The following is a 1,848-nucleotide window of genomic DNA, read 5'->3' as shown; positions in this document are numbered from 1 at the left end:
ACAACACGTTCCGGTACTACGACGCGGACTTGGGGGCGTTTACGACGCCGGATCCGATTGGGCTCAATGGCGGATTGAACCTGCACCAGTACGCACCCAATCCGATTAGCTGGATTGATCCGTTGGGATGGCGGCGTTGCTCAGAGCAGCAGCTAAAAAATAAGATGAAACGGATAGAAAACCAAACTGCGGCCGGGGGGAATAGAGGGGTTTCAGGAACGGTTTCTGAAAAAGATGCGTTGGAACTAGGAAGGCGATGGGTGGGCAAAGATGCTCGCGTTATGTCAAGTGGCAAGGGCATGGTCTCTGCCGATGGTAGTAGGACCTTTAGATTCCCTGCCGATAAAAGAGGTGTTAATAGGGCAACAGGACAGCCTTGGTCAAAAACGGGGCGTCAAGTCAACTTTGAGTCTGCGCCAACTCCTAAAAATCCGAACGGGAGTAATGTGCATTTGGATGTAAATTAGAAATGAAAAATGTCCTTCAGATCAGGGCTGTTTATGCCGATCATGTAAATTTGCAAGCTTGGATTCCCGATTCGCTTGAGGCGATAAATATTAAAATAACAATCGAAATTGGTATAAGGGGTGAAGTCGGTACAAATAACTTCTACTTCACCTTGACAACCCCTGAGTCGCTGCGCAGTAGGGCTGATGAAAAATATTTCATACTGGAAAATAGAACTATTGTTGTGGGGTATTTTGATTTCAAGTCTTTGATTAAAGGATTGAATTCAATAGTTGAGAGTTGTCAAAGCAGCTCCTTCGAGGAGAGTTGCATTCTGTTGACAAGATATTTCCATTGGGAGTATGAAGACTATCATTAATTGCTTTTGGCGGTGTTTGTCATTGGGATGACTATTTTTTGGGGCAAGGTCGAATAGTGTCGGCGTCGTAGTTAAAAATATACAGCGGCAAGAAATTTTTAGTCCATTTGTCAAATGCCTTTCGTTAGTTTTTGAGGATTGGGCGTGATAATTGGGCGCCAATGGTTTTGTCTGAATATATCGATTGAGGGGTGTTCGGCGATTAATGTAAGCAAATTTGTCGCCGCGGTTCCTGTGAAAGTATCGATCAAGCGAATTTCGACAGCCTGATTGGAAAACGCATCGGCAGCCACACAGAACAACACTACCGCTACAACCACCAGCACCAACTGACCCAGGTGGCGGTAGTGCGTGCAGGCAAAGACGGCCAACCCCAAAGCCAGGTCTTCAGCTACCAGTACGACGCATTGGGCAGGCGCATCGCCAAGACAGACAGCTTCGGCACCACGCACTTCACCTGGGAAGGCATGCGGCTGCTGCAAGAAAGCCGGGGCCAGCGCGCCACCACCTATGTTTACGAGCCGGGCAGCTACGTGCCACTGGCGCGCATCGACGGAAGTGGCGGCATAGAACCCCACGCGGCAGCGGCGCATGCGCTGGGCGGGGCATCAGACAATGCACAAGGCAAGCCAGCCAGCGTGCCCACGACCAACCCGGGCTGGAGCGACCGGTTCAACGTGGGGGCGGCGGCGAACGATGGGCCCACCGATGGCCTGGCCAGAGCGGACGCAAAGACTACAGCAACTCCAACTGCGCAGGCAGCGCAGGTCTATTACTTCCACACCCAGCCCAACGGCCTGCCGGAAGAACTGAGCGACAACAACGGCCACCTGGTGTGGGCAGCGCAATACAGCACGTGGGGCAGCACAGTCCGGGAGGAATGGCAGAGCTACGACGAGGCGGGAAGGCCTGTTCAGCAGCTGGGGCAGCAGTCAGCCAACGAGACAGTGCAGCTTCAGCAGAACCTGCGGATGCAGGGGCAGTACCTGGACAGGGAGACGGGGCTGCACTACAACACGTTC

4 protein-coding genes are annotated in these 1,848 nt (G+C 52.4%); 3 read left to right on the top strand and 1 reads right to left on the bottom strand.

Annotated features, from left to right (window positions below; translation table 11 throughout):
• Positions 1-467: RHS repeat-associated core domain-containing protein (locus ACOQFS_RS00860; protein ID WP_421561096.1), on the top strand; the 467-nt coding region annotated here is incomplete at its 5' end.
• Between the two features lie 2 nt (positions 468-469).
• Entirely contained in the window at positions 470-826 is a 357-nt protein-coding gene (locus tag ACOQFS_RS00855) for an Imm8 family immunity protein (protein ID WP_421561095.1), read from the top strand.
• Positions 827-936: 110 nt separating this feature from the next.
• Here the strand turns inward: ACOQFS_RS00855 and ACOQFS_RS00850 are convergent, their stop codons facing one another.
• Positions 937-1,197: a hypothetical protein gene (locus ACOQFS_RS00850; protein ID WP_421561094.1), complete on the bottom strand. Its 261-nt coding sequence runs from the start codon at positions 1,195-1,197 to the stop codon at positions 937-939.
• Between ACOQFS_RS00850 and ACOQFS_RS00845 the strand changes: the two genes are divergently transcribed.
• Positions 1,174-1,848: RHS domain-containing protein (locus ACOQFS_RS00845; protein WP_421561093.1), on the top strand; the 675-nt coding region annotated here is incomplete at its 3' end. The genes ACOQFS_RS00850 and ACOQFS_RS00845 overlap by 24 nt on opposite strands.

Origin of the sequence: Paracidovorax sp. MALMAid1276, assembly GCF_049198005.1 — a bacterium.
In the GTDB taxonomy this organism is placed as follows: Bacteria; Pseudomonadota; Gammaproteobacteria; order Burkholderiales; family Burkholderiaceae_C; genus Acidovorax.
This window is presented reverse-complemented; position numbering and strand designations above follow the sequence as displayed.